At 60.9% G+C, this 13,876-nt stretch carries 17 protein-coding genes; 10 read left to right on the top strand and 7 right to left on the bottom strand.

Annotated features, from left to right (window positions below; all coding sequences use genetic code 11):
• Positions 1-3 precede the first annotated feature (3 nt).
• Positions 4-519, top strand: a complete 516-nt coding sequence (locus tag L1K66_RS10320; RefSeq protein ID WP_252257803.1) for a vgr related protein — start codon at positions 4-6, stop codon at positions 517-519.
• Complete coding sequence (locus tag L1K66_RS10315; RefSeq protein WP_252257802.1) at positions 516-1,088, top strand: hypothetical protein; 573 nt, start codon at positions 516-518, stop codon at positions 1,086-1,088. Before L1K66_RS10320 ends, L1K66_RS10315 begins: the two co-directional genes overlap by 4 nt.
• 3 nt (positions 1,089-1,091) lie before the next feature.
• Here the strand turns inward: L1K66_RS10315 and L1K66_RS10310 are convergent, their stop codons facing one another.
• The 3 genes from L1K66_RS10310 to L1K66_RS10300 are packed head-to-tail and all read right to left on the bottom strand — an operon-like array spanning position 1,092 to position 3,198.
• On the bottom strand, positions 1,092-1,682 hold the full coding sequence (locus tag L1K66_RS10310) for a nucleotide exchange factor GrpE (RefSeq protein WP_252257801.1): 591 nt from the start codon (positions 1,680-1,682) through the stop codon (positions 1,092-1,094).
• Between the two features lie 17 nt (positions 1,683-1,699).
• Complete coding sequence (hrcA, locus tag L1K66_RS10305) at positions 1,700-2,776, bottom strand: heat-inducible transcriptional repressor HrcA (RefSeq protein WP_252257799.1); 1,077 nt, start codon at positions 2,774-2,776, stop codon at positions 1,700-1,702.
• A complete protein-coding gene (locus L1K66_RS10300) occupies positions 2,773-3,198 on the bottom strand; it encodes a hypothetical protein (RefSeq protein WP_252257798.1) in 426 nt (141 codons plus the stop codon). The genes hrcA and L1K66_RS10300 overlap by 4 nt, the downstream gene beginning before the upstream one ends.
• Positions 3,199-3,537: 339 nt before the next feature.
• Here L1K66_RS10300 and rph point away from each other — a divergent pair, with 339 nt between their 5' ends.
• Genes rph through L1K66_RS10275 form a run of 5 tightly spaced genes read left to right on the top strand, consistent with a single transcriptional unit; the run spans position 3,538 to position 7,181 of the window.
• Entirely contained in the window at positions 3,538-4,251 is a 714-nt protein-coding gene (gene rph, locus L1K66_RS10295; protein ID WP_034954033.1) for a ribonuclease PH, read from the top strand.
• A complete protein-coding gene (gene rdgB, locus L1K66_RS10290) occupies positions 4,248-4,883 on the top strand; it encodes an RdgB/HAM1 family non-canonical purine NTP pyrophosphatase (RefSeq protein ID WP_252257796.1) in 636 nt (211 codons plus the stop codon). Before rph ends, rdgB begins: the two co-directional genes overlap by 4 nt.
• A gap of 10 nt (positions 4,884-4,893) precedes the next feature.
• Complete coding sequence (gene hemW, locus L1K66_RS10285; protein ID WP_252257795.1) at positions 4,894-6,045, top strand: radical SAM family heme chaperone HemW; 1,152 nt, start codon at positions 4,894-4,896, stop codon at positions 6,043-6,045.
• A complete protein-coding gene (locus L1K66_RS10280) occupies positions 6,042-6,941 on the top strand; it encodes a tyrosine recombinase XerC (protein WP_252257794.1) in 900 nt (299 codons plus the stop codon). Before hemW ends, L1K66_RS10280 begins: the two co-directional genes overlap by 4 nt.
• Positions 6,942-6,992: 51 nt before the next feature.
• Entirely contained in the window at positions 6,993-7,181 is a 189-nt protein-coding gene (locus tag L1K66_RS10275) for a hypothetical protein (protein WP_252257793.1), read from the top strand.
• A 96-nt stretch (positions 7,182-7,277) separates the two neighbouring features.
• On the opposite strand, the gene L1K66_RS10270 is transcribed toward L1K66_RS10275, so the two are convergent.
• The 4 genes from L1K66_RS10270 to rsmI form a co-directional block, all read right to left on the bottom strand.
• Positions 7,278-7,913, bottom strand: coding sequence for a hypothetical protein (locus tag L1K66_RS10270; RefSeq protein ID WP_252257791.1), 636 nt, complete (start codon positions 7,911-7,913; stop codon positions 7,278-7,280).
• A gap of 104 nt (positions 7,914-8,017) precedes the next feature.
• The gene (gshB, locus tag L1K66_RS10265; protein WP_252257790.1) at positions 8,018-8,971 is read right to left on the bottom strand and encodes a glutathione synthase; all 954 of its coding nucleotides are present in this window, start codon (positions 8,969-8,971) and stop codon (positions 8,018-8,020) included.
• 8 nt (positions 8,972-8,979) lie between these two features.
• The gene (locus L1K66_RS10260) at positions 8,980-9,336 is read right to left on the bottom strand and encodes a YraN family protein (protein WP_252257789.1); all 357 of its coding nucleotides are present in this window, start codon (positions 9,334-9,336) and stop codon (positions 8,980-8,982) included.
• A complete protein-coding gene (gene rsmI, locus L1K66_RS10255; RefSeq protein WP_252257788.1) occupies positions 9,333-10,193 on the bottom strand; it encodes a 16S rRNA (cytidine(1402)-2'-O)-methyltransferase in 861 nt (286 codons plus the stop codon). The genes L1K66_RS10260 and rsmI overlap by 4 nt, the downstream gene beginning before the upstream one ends.
• A gap of 38 nt (positions 10,194-10,231) precedes the next feature.
• Between rsmI and L1K66_RS10250 the strand changes: the two genes are divergently transcribed.
• From L1K66_RS10250 to L1K66_RS10240, 3 genes are all read left to right on the top strand, one after another.
• Positions 10,232-11,443, top strand: a complete 1,212-nt coding sequence (locus L1K66_RS10250) for a penicillin-binding protein activator (protein WP_252257787.1) — start codon at positions 10,232-10,234, stop codon at positions 11,441-11,443.
• Between the two features lie 63 nt (positions 11,444-11,506).
• Positions 11,507-13,495 (top strand): DNA topoisomerase IV subunit B, encoded by a 1,989-nt coding sequence (parE, locus tag L1K66_RS10245; protein ID WP_252257786.1) that lies wholly within the window; start codon positions 11,507-11,509, stop codon positions 13,493-13,495.
• Positions 13,492-13,854, top strand: a complete 363-nt coding sequence (locus L1K66_RS10240) for a hypothetical protein (protein WP_252257785.1) — start codon at positions 13,492-13,494, stop codon at positions 13,852-13,854. The genes parE and L1K66_RS10240 overlap by 4 nt, the downstream gene beginning before the upstream one ends.
• Positions 13,855-13,876: the final 22 nt, after the last annotated feature.

The raw sequence follows: 13,876 nt of genomic DNA, 5'->3' as shown, positions 1-13,876 counted from the left end.
GATTTGCCCGGTTTTCAGGATACCGCATCGCTCCCCGCTTGTCCGGCGGGTGGCGAGCGGCATCTGACGCCGGGCGAAGTCGAGCTTGCGCGGACGGTTTTTGGTGACGCGATCAATTATGGCGCGGTCAAGCTGAAGCGCCGCAAGTGGTTTCCGTTTCAGCCCAAACGGATCACCATGGCCCCGCGTGGACACCTGCATTTCCACCCTCATGGCTCTGCCTACTGCGATGACTTCTCACTGGCTGACATTGAACGGCAGGGCCTGCTGATCCACGAATTGACCCATGTCTGGCAGACCCAGACGCTGGGTGATTGGTTTCTGATTCTGCATCGCCATCCGTTTTGCCGGTATGATTATGCGCTCAAACCTGGGCAGCCGCTGTCTGCTTACGGGATTGAGCAGCAGGCCGAAATTGTGAAGCACAGCTTCTGGCTGCGTCATGGCGCGCGCATACCCGGCGTCGGGGACAAGTCCGCCTATGATGTGCTTGTCCGGTTCGAGGGAGCAACACTGTGAGCGACTTCGAATTCATCTTCGTTCTTTATGCCCTCGTGCTCGGTCTTTCACTGGTCGAGTTGCTGGCAGGGTTCGGGCGAACGCTTGAAAACGAATTCGAGAGCGACGCTGATGGAACCCGCTTCCGTTTCGGTTGGCTGACGCCTCTTCTTGGCGCCTTCGTATTGCTTGATCTTCTGTCGTTCTGGATGTTCGCCTGGACGATCCAGAGCCTGATCACAGTCAGTCCTTCGGCCTTGCTGGGCGTGATGATATTCGCCGCCAGCTATTATCTCGCAGCCCGACTGGTGTTTCCGACCCGGCCCGAATTGTTCGAGGATCTCGACACCCACTATTATCGGGTCCGCCGGACCGTAATGGGCATCCTCATCGCTCTGGTTTTCGCGCAATGGGCCTTCCTCTATTCTGTCGAGGAAGTTCGGGCGGCGGTTTTTACGCCGATGACGCTGGGCCTGACCGCGATGCTGATCGGGATGATGGCAGCCACCATGATAGTGAAGAACCGCCATTTCCAGGCGGTTCTTCTTGTCGCTCTATGCGTCAGATATCTGGTGATCTACCTGCTCTGAGGCTCAATCCGGCTTCTTTGAAACGGCCACCATGGCGGGCCGCAGAAGCCGATCCTTAATCATCCAGCCCGATTGCATTTCCTGAACCACAGTACCCGCTTCGTGATCTGCGCTGGGTACTTCCATCATCGCCTGATGCTGGTTGGGATCAAGCGGCAGACCCATGGATGCGATGCGGGTAACGCCATGCTGGCCGAACACTTTCTCAAGCTCGCGTTGGGTCGCCTCGATCCCGATGACCAGACCCTTCATTTTGTCGTCTCCGCGTAGCGATTCCGGGATCGCATCGACGGCACGTGAAAGATTGTCCCACACGGAAAGGATGTCGCGAGCAAAGCCGGTCGCGGCATAGGAGCGCGCATCGGCTACGTCCTTCTCAAGCCGCCGCCGCACGTTCTGCGTTTCGGCCTTGGCGTAAAGCACGTCCTGCTTTGCGGCTTCCAGATCGTTGCGCAGGTTCTCAAGCGCTTCGGACAGGGTATCAGCGCCCTCGCCTTCATCTTCGCTTCCGTCGTCCAGAAACTCTTCGGGTACGCCCTTCAATTCTTCTTCTGCTGCTGCCGCATCCATCTGCGACTTATCGTTGTCGTTCATTTTTCCAGAATTTCCATTCAAGCAATGAGTTTGCCCTGCGATCGCCCCGGAGCGCGCTCGAGAGAGCGACCGAGCGATCGCGCTGTGAGATCCACCATGGGGACCACGCGCGCGTAATTCAAGCGCGTCGGGCCAATCACACCGACCACGCCGACCACCCTGCCTTCGCGATCACGATAGGGTGAGGCGATGACAGAGGACCCGGAAAGGCCGAACAACCGGTTTTCGCTGCCAATGAATATCCGGGTCGCATCCGCCTCCCGCGCGCTTTCCAACAGCGCCGAAACCGATTGCTTGTCCTCAAGATCTTCGAGCAGCGACCGGACGCGCTCGATATCGTTAAGAGCATCATCGTCGAGCAAATTGGCTGCACCGCGCACAATCAGGACCGGTCTTTGGTTGGCATCCTCGCTCCACACGGCAAGACCGCGTTCGACAAGATTGCGGCTCGCATCGTCTAGTTGGGTTTTGCCCGCTGCGATTTCGGAACGCATGGCCGCAGCCGCTTCTGCCAGAGTACGTCCAAGAAGGCGTGATGTAATGTAATTGCTGGCTGCCTCCAGCGAACCGGCCATGCTCGCATCGATCTCGACAATGCGATTTTCGACGCCTCCATCTTCTCCCACCAGCACAGCGAGAGCCCTGTCCTGCCCCAGGCTTACAAGGCTGAACTGGGCAAGGCGCTGTTCGCGGGTAGGCACCATCACCATCCCGGCTGCACCGGAGAGTTCTGACAGCAACACGCTGGTCTGGTGCAGCGCCTGTTCGACCGGCCCGCTTTCGGAAAGGCGAGCCTCGATCCGCGCGCGCTCGTCCGCCGTGGGTTCCGCCACCCGCATCATTCCATCGACAAAAATGCGCAATCCCGCGTCAGTCGGCATCCGGCCGGCGCTTGTGTGCGGAGCCGCCAGCAGCCCGAGCGCTTCGAGTTCTGCCAACACCGAACGGATCGAAGCCGGTGACAGGTTCAATCCGCCATCGGAGGCCAGCGACTTGGACCCCACCGGATGCCCGCTTTCCAGATAGCCTTCGACCACAAGCCGGAAAATCTCGCGTGCGCGGTCGGTAAGTTCTCTGATCGGTGTGGCCGTCATGACTCTTCCTGTTGCGTTGCTTCGACATAGACTTCCCCCGTAAAACCGACGGTTTCGAAACCACGCGAGTGGGCGGCCCACAACGCGCCAATCGCACGGCTTTTTGCAAGCGAATGGCAATGCGTGTCGAAAATCGCTTCGCGCCGGGTTCCGTCGCTCAGGCTCAATTCTACCCTTACGCCGCCGCCATCCCACATTTCGCCCGTGCAGGCCACCTTTGGTGCCTCAAGCATATCATCCAGTCGAAAACCGTCAGTATCCTCAACGATCGCAGCAATTTTTTCCGGATCGGGAATGACGCGATTGAACCGAACGTAGCGAGACAGATCACCCAGAGCATTTTGGGCCCACGCGACATTATCTACGCGCAAAATCTCTTTCACTTCCGCGCCCCATTCATCCACCGGTTCGAGCACGGCCACCGATCCAGTGCGGGTAAGCATGACCTGCCGCGCGGGGGCGAGGTCCCAGTGGCTGTATGGAATTATCGTAAGCGATGCGATTTCAGCATCTTCGCCAACAACGTTCCAGGGATCGCAATCACTTTCGGGGTTCCGATATCGCTCGAACCCGTCATCCCACAAGGCAAGGTGAAACGTCCCATCGGGTGCCCGCGCGCATTCGTTTGAGGCGATATCATAGGCCAAGCCGCCACACACAACGACGCCCAGCAATCCCACAAATCCCCAAAGCTTGAATTTGCCTTTGCTCACGCACGACTAGGTAGCTAGGCAGCAGCGGCAATCCAAGCGGAGAATCTCATGCGCCCTTCAGGACGCGCGCCCGATGAAATGCGCGCCATCACCATCGAAACCGGTTTCACCAAACACGCCGAAGGCTCCTGTCTAGTCAGCTTTGGCGACACCAAGGTGTTGTGCACCGCCAGTGTCGAAAAGGGCGTGCCGCCTTGGATGCGCGGCAAAGGCGAAGGATGGGTCACGGGCGAGTATTCCATGCTCCCGCGTGCGACCCACACCCGCGGCGCGCGCGAAGCCGCCCGTGGCAAGCAATCGGGCCGTACGCAGGAAATCCAGCGGCTTATCGGCCGCAGCCTGCGCGCCGTGGTCGACTTGCAGAAGCTTGGCGAACGCCAGATCACGCTCGACTGCGACGTGATCCAAGCGGATGGCGGCACTCGCACAGCGGCGATTTCGGGTGCTTGGGTGGCGTTGCGGCTTGCGGTCAACGGGCTGATCAAGGCGGGCGATATCAAACACGATCCGATTACCGCGCAGGTCGCCGCAATTTCTTGCGGCATTTTCAAGGGCACGCCTGTGCTCGATCTGGATTATGACGAAGACTCAAACGCCGATGCCGATGCCAATTTCGTGCTCCTGACCGGAGGTCAGATGGCCGAGGTGCAAGCCACCGCAGAAGGCGCGACGTATGACGAGGAAGGCTTGCTGCGCCTGCTTCGGCTCGCGCGGATCGGCTGTGACCGGATCTTTGCCGCACAGTTGGAAGCAACCAGATGACGCGCAGGCTGGGTGGTGGTTCGCTTGTCATAGCAACGCACAATTCGGGCAAGTTGAAAGAGATTTCGGCGCTGCTCGAACCCTATGGGATCAAGTGCATTTCTGCCGGATCGCTCGGCCTGCCCGAGCCTGCGGAAACGGGAACCACCTTTGTCCAGAATGCCCTGCTCAAAGCCCGCGCTGCGGCGCAGGCTTCGGGTCTTGCCGCGCTGGCCGATGACAGCGGGTTGAGCGTCGACGCGCTGGACGGTCGACCCGGAGTATACACCGCCGACTGGGCGGAGCGGCAATGGTTCGAAGGCGATCCGGGCCGCGACTGGTACATGGCGATGGGTAAGGTCGAAGGGATGCTGCAAGCAATCGGGCCCGATGCCGATCGCACGGCCGCGTTTCATTGCGTGCTTGCCCTGGTTTGGCCCGATGGCGAACACGCCGTTTATGAAGGCACATGCCCCGGTTCGCTGACATGGCCACCGCGCGGGGAAATGGGTTTCGGCTATGATCCCGTCTTCGTTCCGCAGCAGCGCGAAGGCTCTGAAACCTTTGCGGAAATTCCGCCCGAGGAAAAGCACGCAATCAGCCACCGCGCCGATGCCTTTGCAAAACTGGTCGCGGATCAGTTTGGCCGCTAAAGCTTAGCGCATGGCCCGCGCGCTCTACATTCACTGGCCCTTCTGCGCGAAGAAATGCCCCTATTGCGACTTCAACTCGCATGTCCGGGACAAAGTCGATGTCGCCTCGTGGGAGGCTGCCTTGCTGGCCGATATGCGCGCGGAAGCGGCGGTAGCGGGCGGGGAAAGCCTTACCTCGATCTTCTTCGGCGGTGGCACGCCTTCGCTGATGCCGCCTGCGCTGGTTGCGATGCTGCTGCAAGAAGCACAATCATTATGGGGGTTTAGCCCCGATATAGAGATTACGCTGGAGGCCAATCCTTCCTCTGTCGAAGCCGCCAATTTCGCCGATCTTTCGCTTGTTGGGATCAACCGCGTCTCGCTCGGCGTGCAGTCGCTGGAGGATGAAACCCTGCTCTGGCTAGGGCGGCTTCACGGGGCTGAAGAGGCGCTGAAGGCGTTAGAAACCGCGCAAGAGCACTTTCAACGGGTCAGTTTCGACCTGATCTATGCCCTGCCCGATCAGACCCCGGAGCAATGGGAGGCGCAGCTCAATCGCGCGCTCGGTTTCGGCACTTCGCATCTGTCGCTGTACCAGCTGACCATCGAGCCGGGGACACGCTTTGAAACCGATGTGCGACTGGGCCGCTTCACCCCTCTCGACGATGATCGTGCCGCTGATCTTTATGCCCTCACCCGCCAGATCACCGGCGAGGCGGGACTGCCCGCTTATGAAATAAGCAATCACGCGAGGCCGGGCGAGGAGAGCCGCCATAACCTCACCTATTGGCGCTATCAGGATTACGCCGGGATCGGTCCCGGCGCGCACGGCCGGCGCGGCGGTTTTGCGACTGTCCGGCACAAGAAGCCCGAGAATTTCCTGACAGCGGTGAGCGGACGCAGGCATGGCATCGCCGAGCAGACCATGCTTTCGCCAGACGAGCAGATTTCCGAAGCGCTGCTTATGGGCCTGCGCCTGGCCGAAGGGATTGATCTGGCCGCGCTCGAATGGCGGTTTGAACGCCCGCGTTCAACCATGCTCAATGCCAAGGCGCTGGCGACCTACACCGATCTCGGCTTCGTCTGGCAGCGCGGCAGCCGCATCGGGGTAGAGCCGCAGGGCATGGGCGTGCTCAACACGCTGATCGAAGCGCTGGTGGCAGACGATCTGGTGCGGGCATGAGCGCCGCCGATATCCTCGAACAATGGCGCAGCCATCTGACCGACGCCCGCCGCCGATCCCCCCACACCGTCCGCGCCTATGTCAGCGCGGCGCAGCGTATCATGGCGGCTCGCGAGCTGGAGGATTGGGAGGCGATCGCGAGCCTCGAAGGGAGCGACCTGCGCACCCATCTCGCCGCGCGCCGGGCAGAAGGCCTCGCCAATGCCAGCGCCGCGCGCGAACTTTCGGCGCTGAAGGCGTTTATCGCCTATGCCCGATCCGAAAGCGGCGACCCTGATCCTGCCGCCCCGCGCCTGCGCGGACCGCGCCTCAAGAAGGGACTGCCCCGCCCTGTCACCCCCGATGAAGCGGTGAACCTTGCCGATCTGGTCGACGGGACGGCTGCCGAGGACTGGATCGGCGCGCGCGACCGGGCGGTGTTGCTGCTGATGTATGGCAGCGGCCTGCGGATCGCGGAGGCGCTTTCGCTGACGGGCCGTGACGCGGTGCTGGGGGAGACGCTGCAAGTCACCGGCAAGGGCGGCAAACAGCGGCTGGTCCCGATCCTCCCCATCACGCGGCAGGCCGTCGCGGAATATGCCAAGGCCTGCCCCTACCCGCTTGAGCCCAAGGAACCGCTGTTTCGCGGAGCCAAGGGCGGCGCACTGTCACAAGGCATGGTCCAAAAGGCGATGGCCCGGGCAAGGCGCGCGCTGGGCCTGCCCGATACGGCAACCCCCCATGCCTTGCGCCATTCATTCGCAACGCATCTGCTGGGGGCAGGAGCAGATCTGCGAAGTTTGCAGGAATTGCTCGGACATGCTTCTTTGGGTTCGACGCAAATCTACACCAAGGTTGATGCGGCCAGCCTGCTGGAGAACTATCGCAACGCACATCCACGGGCGAAGAAGGGGTAGATCGATACAGCCATTCAATGATAATATACGTTGACCGTAGGAGGCTTCCTGATGTCACGTATAGATTCAATCGCAAAGCTGGGTTTGGCTTTCATGGATCGAGAGGCTGGATTTCAAGACGGACGATCTGGCAAGTCACCCTCAAAGGCGATGATGTTGTTAGGTGGAGAACCAGCAAGACGTTATATGGAAGCTTACGATGCCGGCGCTCTTCAACGGATTGCCGATAAGAATAGCTAGCGATCCAGCCTGCTAAATTGCCAAACGCGCCTCAATCGCATCCCAGATCATTCCGGGCAGATCGGTCCCGTCAAACTCTCCACAATCCGCCTTTTCTTACGGACGCAGCCACGCTTCGGCTGACTGCCGCTGGCTCTCGCTCGGAGTGAGTTCCAGCGTCCGAACCAGAAAATCCCGGGTCGCATTAGAAGCAAGGAAATCGGCAAAGGCGATTGTCAGGAAGCTTTGCTGTGCATCAATGAGGCAATTCAAGGCGGTGGAGTAGATCGCGGGTGCTCCCTTGGCTCCGTACACCTCAGGCCAGTTACGCCTTAGGCGGGTTCGCTCAATGGCTGGCAACGGCCTGGTTACCACTACAAAGGTCGGGTTGCACACCTCTACCAGCAGGCTGACGAGCGTGGCGAGCAAGGGGTGCTTGATAACGATATGCGTGCATCCTTGGAGTCTTGCCTTGGCCGACTCCTCAACGAGCCACGGCCGCAGCCACGCCAAAAGCAATTCGGGCTGGCCTATCCGCCGCAAGGTCTGCTCATCATAAATCCTGAGCAGCCGGTTTCTCAGTTCGATCGATTCATGACTGTCGGGCGTCAAAGGATCGTTGGTCCGGAAATGCGGTGGGCAGGAATACGCGCCAAGTCGAGCCAGAAAACCGGTTACCGCTGTGGTTCCGGATGACCAGCTGCCAATCACACAGACGACCGGCAAGAAACCGACTTCCGATGAATTGTCCATCGCACCCGACGATACCCGGCCCTCGCCGGGCGATGCAACTGAAAGCTCAAGCTCGCAATGAATCCAGCTTCTTGCGTTCCGGAATAGCCCGATTGAAGCCGCGCTTACAGCTGCAACCGCGCCTCAATCGCGTCCCAGATCATCCCCGGCAGGTCGGTTCCGTCAAACTCCGAAATCGCGACGATCCCGGTCGGCGAAGTCACGTTGATTTCGGTCAGCCACTTGCCGCCGATCACGTCGATCCCGACGAAGGTCAGGCCGAGGCGCTTCAGATCCGGGCCCAGAGCTTCGCAAATTTCCACCTCGCGCTCGGTCAGGCCCGTTTTCTGCGCACTGCCGCCCATGGCAAGGTTTGATCGGAACTCGCCCTTGCCCGGAATACGGTTGATCGCGCCCGCAATCTCACCATCGATCAGCACGATGCGTTTGTCGCCTTCTGCCACTTCGGGAAGGAAGGGCTGGACCATGTGCGGTTCTGGCCAGGTCTGGTTGAACACCTCGAACAACGCCGTCAGGTTGTCGCCGCTTTCGGGCACGCGGAAGATCGCCTTGCCGCCATTGCCGTGGATCGGCTTCACCACCACCGCGCCGTGCTCCGCCATGAAGCGGCGCACTTCGTCGACGCTGCGCGTCACCAAAGTGGGCGGCATGAAGCGGCGATAATCGAGCACCATCACCTTTTCCGGCGCATTGCGGACATTGGCGGGATCGTTGACCACCAGTGTTTCGCCCTTGATCCGCTCAAGCAGATGGGTGGCGGTGATGTAGCCCATGTGGAACGGCGGGTCCTGCCGCATCAGCACCACGTCGATATCGCGCCCCAGATCAAGCCGCTGCGCCTCGCCCTTTTCGAAATGATCGCCCACCACGCGCCGCACCTTCACCGGGTAGCATTGCGCATAGAGCCGGTCATCGGCATCCAGCGTCAGGCTTTCGACATGGTATTCGAACACCTCATACCCGCGTTTCTGCGCGGCCAGCATCAGCGCGAAACTGCTGTCGCCCTTGATGTTGATGGATTCGATGGGGTCCATCTGGACCGCGATTTTCAGGGACATATGACTTCCTAAGGCATCCAGGCGTTGGGGATGTGGCGTGGCCTGCTGCCGGGTGCAAGGAGTATGACGTCGATCGAAATGTCTTCGCCATCCCCGGCATATTCGTGCGCGACAGCCTCGACCGCGGCGGCGACGCGGGAAAGGCGGTGTTCGTCGATGGCTGTGTCGAGATCGCTTGCACGCTTGCGCCACTTTACCTCTATGAAGGCGACAATACCCGGCTTGCGGGCGATCAGGTCAATCTCGCCAAGTTTCGTTTTGACGCGGTCGTCGACCACCTGCCAGCCCTGCTGCATCAGCCATTGCGCCGCCATCGCCTCGCCCTCGCGGCCTTTGCGGTCTGCGATGACGCGCTTTTCGGTCATTCGGCCTTAAGCCTCAGAGCCATCTTGTAGAGTTCCTTGCGGTCGCGCCCGGTGAACTTTGCAACTCTCGTCGCGGCCTGGCTCGGCTTCTCCGTCTTGAGCAAACCGCGCAGCATGGTCTCGACATCGTGCTCTTCCGGTACGATCGTGATGGGCGGGCCTGCCATCAGCACGATCTCGCCTTTGGGCGGATGTGCAGTGTAGTGTTCAAGCAATTCTTCTGCGGTCCCGCTGCGGCATTCCTCGTAAAGCTTGGTCAACTCGCGGGCGACCGCGATTTCGCGGTTTGGCCACAGCTCGGCCATGATCTTGAGACTCTTTGTCAGCCGCGGCCCGGTTTCGTATAAGATGACGGTGCAATACAGGTCGCCGACTTCGCGCAGGCAATTGGCTCTCCCCTCGTCTGTCCGGGGCATGAAACCTCCGAAAAGGAAGCGCCGATTATTCAGGCCCGATTGGACCAGCGCGGCTATCAGCGCGCTCGGCCCGGGAATAGCGGTGACCATATAGCCCGCGTCCTTTGCGCGCTTCACCAATTGCCAGCCCGGATCGGAAATCAGCGGCGTCCCCGCATCACTGACAAGGGCAACGCTCTCACGGTGGAGCATGTCCAGTATTTCGTCCTCGACCTGACGGATCGAATGCTCGTGATAGGCAATGAGGCGCTTTTGCACCCCGATGTGCTTGAGCAATTTCCCGGTCACACGCTTGTCTTCGCATGCGACAACGCTCACGCCACGCAATACGTCGACAGCACGCATCGTTATGTCGCCAAGATTGCCAATCGGCGTCGCGACAATATAGAGACCCGGATCAAGTGCTTTGACGGGTACGGATTCAGAAGACGGTGTGTTCACGCCGCGTGTAATGAAGCAGCGACGAGGGGTCGGCAAGAATGAAGCTTACAATGCAATCGCTTTCGGAGGCGCGCTGGCTGCGCAAGGCTGCCGCGATGCTCAACCGGCGCAATCTGGCCGTGGCTGCAACCGCCGCGCTGCTTGCCGGGTGTCAGGTGATCCCCAAGACCGAGACGGTCGCCACAGTTCCCGTACCCGAAGCCACGCCGGAACCGACACCGACCGCCCTGCCCACCGATTCCACCCGGCACCGCGTGGCCTTGCTGGTACCGCTGTCTGGCAGCGCCGCCGAGGTCGGCCAGTCTCTCGCCAATGCGACAACGATGGCGCTGCTCGACACCAATGCCGACAACCTGCGCATCACCACCTATGACACATCGCGCGGGGCGGCTGCAGCTGCGCGTCAGGCGATTGCAGACGGCAACAAGCTGATCCTCGGCCCGCTGCTTTCTGAGAATGTGCCCGCAGTGCAAAGCGCGGCGCGTCCGGCCAGCGTCCCGGCTATCGCCTTCTCCAACGATACAAGCATCGCGAGTGCCGATGTCTTCGTGATGGGCCACATCCCGGAACAATCGATCCGCCGCTCGATCGAATACGCCCGGCGCAATGGCTCCAACAATTTCGGCGCGCTGCTGCCCGAAGGCGATTACGGCCAGCGTTCCTATAGCGCGCTCACCAATTCGCTGCGCGATTATGGCGGCAATCTGGTCGCGTTTGAACGCTACGCACGCGGCAATACCTCTATTGTCGGCGCGGCCCAGCGGCTGCGCACAAGGGGAGGCTATGACACCGTCCTGATCGCCGACGGAGCGCGGCTTGCGATCCAGTCTGGCGGTGAACTTCGCGCTGACGGCGCCGAAGGCGTGCGTATTCTCGGCACCGAATTGTGGAGCGGTGAGTCCAACTTGACACGAGCCGGTTCGATCAACGGCGCGCTGTTTTCGGCGGTGTCCGATGGCCGCTTCCGGCGGTTCTCCGACAGCTATGAAACACGCTTTGGGACGAAACCCTATCGCATCGCCACGCTTGGCTATGACGCGGTACTGCTGACGTTGCGCATCGCGCGCGATTGGCAGGTGGGCAGCGATTTCCCGCAGGATCGCCTGTATGATCGCGGCGGATTCCTGGGCGTTGACGGCCCGTTCCGCTTCGGCCGCGACGGCATTGCCGAACGCGCTCTGGAGGTGCGGCAAGTGAGCGGCAATCAGGTTATCGCTGTCGATCCGGCACCGAGCAGTTTCGGCGGGTGAAACTGGCGCAAAACCCGCGCGGCAAGCTTGTGAGAATTCGCCGCGCGGGCCTATAGCGGGAAGATGTCCGAAGACCTGTTTGCAAACACGCCCACATCCAGCGGCGACTATGATTCCTCGTCCATCGAAGTTCTCGAAGGGCTCGAACCGGTACGCCGGCGTCCCGGCATGTATATCGGCGGGACCGATGATCGCGCGTTCCACCATCTCGCTGCCGAAGTGCTCGACAACGCGATGGACGAAGCCGTGGCGGGCCATGCAAACCGGATCGAGGTGCGCCTCGACGAGGGCAACAGGCTGACCATCACCGATAACGGTCGCGGCATTCCCGTGGACGAGCACCCCAAATTTCCGGGCAAGTCCACGTTGGAAGTGATCCTTTCCACCCTGCATTCGGGCGGCAAATTCTCTGGCAAGGCTTATGCCACCAGCGGCGGCCTGCACGGCGTGGGCATCAGCGTTGTCAACGCGCTGTCGTCGCACACCCGCGTCGAGGTGGCACGTGACAAGCAGCTTTACGCGCAGGAATTCTCCAAGGGGCAGACGCTCGGCCCGATTGAGGTCATCGGCGCGGCACCAAACCGGCGGGGTACCAGCGTCACCTTCACCCCCGACAGCGAGATTTTCGGCGATCGCAATTTCAAGCCTGCGCGCCTGTTCAAACTCGCCCGGTCAAAGGCCTATCTGTTCGCAGGGGTAGAAATCCGCTGGAAATGCGCGGAAAGCCTCGCCAGCGAGGAGGTTCCCGCCGAGGCAATCTTCAAATTCCCCGGCGGCCTTGCCGATCACCTGGCCGAGCAGGTCGGCACTCGTGAATGCGTCACCGCACAGCCCTTTGCCGGACGGCAGGACTTCCCGGAGCAGGATGGCACGACCCAAGGCCGGGTGGAATGGGCGATTGCCTGGCCGCTCTATTCGGACGGTTCGACCAGCTGGTACTGTAACACCGTACCGACACCCGATGGCGGTACGCATGAACAGGGCCTGCGCGGCGCATTGACCAAAGGGCTGCGCGCGTTCGGTGAGCTGGTTGGCGCGAAGAAGGCCAAGGACATCACCGCCGATGACGTGATGACCGGGGCGGAAGTGATGCTGTCCGTATTCATTCGCGATCCGCAATTCCAGTCACAGACCAAGGACCGCCTGACATCGCCCGAGGCCGCACGCCTTGTCGAAGCGGCGGTGCGCGATCATTTCGACCATTTCCTCACCGACAATATGGAGCGCGGCAAGGCGCTTCTGGGCGAGGTGATGGAGCGCATGGACGAGCGCCTGAAGCGCAAGCAGGAACGCGAGATCAAGCGCAAGACCGCGACCAATGCGAAGAAGCTGCGTCTGCCGGGCAAGCTGACCGATTGCAGCGGCGAAGGCGACCGTGAAACCGAACTGTTCATCGTCGAAGGGGATTCGGCAGGCGGCAGCGCGAAGCAGGCACGCGATCGCAAATCGCAGGCCATTCTGCCAATCCGCGGCAAGATCCTGAACGTCGCCAGCGCCACTGCCGACAAGATCCGCGCAAATTCCGAAATTGCCGACCTGACGCTCGCAATGGGCTGCGGCACGCGCAAGGACTGCGATCCGTCAGATCTGCGGTATGATCGCATCATCATTATGACTGACGCGGACGTCGACGGCGCACACATCGCGACGCTGCTGATGACGTTTTTCTTTCAGGAAATGGCCGAAATCGTGCGCGACGGGCGGCTCTATCTCGCGCAGCCGCCGCTCTACAAGCTGACCTCCGGCAAGGAGAGCCGTTACGCCCGCGACGATGCGCACCGGGCCGAGCTTGAAGAAACGGTTTTCAAGGGCAAGAAGGTCGACGTTTCACGGTTCAAGGGCTTGGGCGAAATGAACCCGCAGCAATTGCGCGAAACCACCATGAACCCTGATACGCGCAGCCTGATCCGCATCACTCTGCCGCATGAATTCGAGCAGCGCGCCAGCGTCAAAGAACTGGTCGATCAGCTGATGGGCCGCAATCCGGAACACCGCTTCAACTTCATCCAAAACCGCGCGGGCGAAATGGACCGCGACATGATTGACGCGTGACCGATTACAAGGACCCTCGCGAGGAAGACATCGTCTACGGTGATCGCCGGATATCGCGGCCCGATGTGCAATTGCCCGATTGGGACATTCCCGATGGCAGCTATCGCCCGGTTCCGATCGTCTGGTTTACGGGCGCGCTGTTTGCGCAGATTTTCCTGACCGGCTTCCTGTTCCTCGTCCTGATTGGCAAGAGCGGGTGGCTGACGATTGCCCTGACTGCAATGTCGAGCGGCGCCATCGGCGCATGGACGTGGCAGCGCGGCATGGGGCAAGCCGGGATGGGCTGGCGCGTGGCAACTGTCCTGATGCTGCTGTTCTGGTTCGCGCTGTTCTCCTTTGCGGCGGCGAGCAGGACCTGATCCGGGATTTTTCTGCCCCGAC

Source organism: Erythrobacter aurantius (genome assembly GCF_023823125.1).
GTDB classification, from domain to species: Bacteria; Pseudomonadota; Alphaproteobacteria; order Sphingomonadales; family Sphingomonadaceae; genus Erythrobacter; species Erythrobacter aurantius.
The sequence above is the reverse complement of the archived record's forward strand: the minus strand, read 5'-3'. Positions and strand labels throughout refer to the sequence as shown.